Consider the following 723-nt stretch of genomic DNA (forward strand, 5'->3'; position numbering starts at 1 on the left):
AGCAAGGCGCGGAGAAAGCATCGGCTCGCGCGGCGGAAACACTGAAGAAAGCATACGAAGCTGTCGGTTTTGTTGCTCGTCCGTAATTTCAAGTAATCCAATACCCAAAAAGCTCCACTTCGGTGGAGCTTTTTTTATGTGCTGAGAAAATTACTCGAAGGGCGTGTTGTCCATACAGCGCTCCATATCATAGTACTCAACGCGGCCACGAGCGCCTAAAAACGAAGACTTCACCACCATCCCACGATCCACATAATAAGTGAGGAAAACACAGGATATCTCGTAACTTAACTGTTTGATTTTAGATGGCTCCCAGTAATAGTCTGTTCCAGGCTGGCGGGCACGAAAAGAAATGACACCATCGTCACTGACTTCAAACTCTTCCATTCCCTTGAATTCATTTTTTGCTGATTGGATAGTTTTTTGATTGGCGGTTGGGTAAAGCGGTTCAGAAGATGTTAGCTGACAACCCGTCATAAGCCCAAACGCGGAGAGAGCTAGCCCAATACGTTGAATTGTTTTCATTGATTTTTCCACGATAGATGATGGATGAGATCTTATTGTCTCGCGTTGGTTTTATAACGCTTGTGTATGTTTTTCTCCACTGTGTTGTCGGAATTTATCATTTTTGATTGATAAAAATTTGAAGTGTAAATGGCGAATGCGCAAAGCGGGGGAGTAAATAACAAGCGAGAGCCTGAAAGAAACCAAAGTAGCAATATT

At 43.4% G+C, this 723-nt stretch carries 1 protein-coding gene; it reads right to left on the minus strand.

Annotated features, from left to right (window positions below; genetic code table 11):
- Window positions 1–150: 150 nt before the first annotated feature.
- On the minus strand, window positions 151–525 hold the full coding sequence (locus R7O13_RS26870; protein WP_318305208.1) for a hypothetical protein: 375 nt from the start codon (window positions 523–525) through the stop codon (window positions 151–153).
- Window positions 526–723 lie beyond the last annotated feature (198 nt).

The organism is Vibrio sp. Y176 (genome assembly GCF_033438945.1).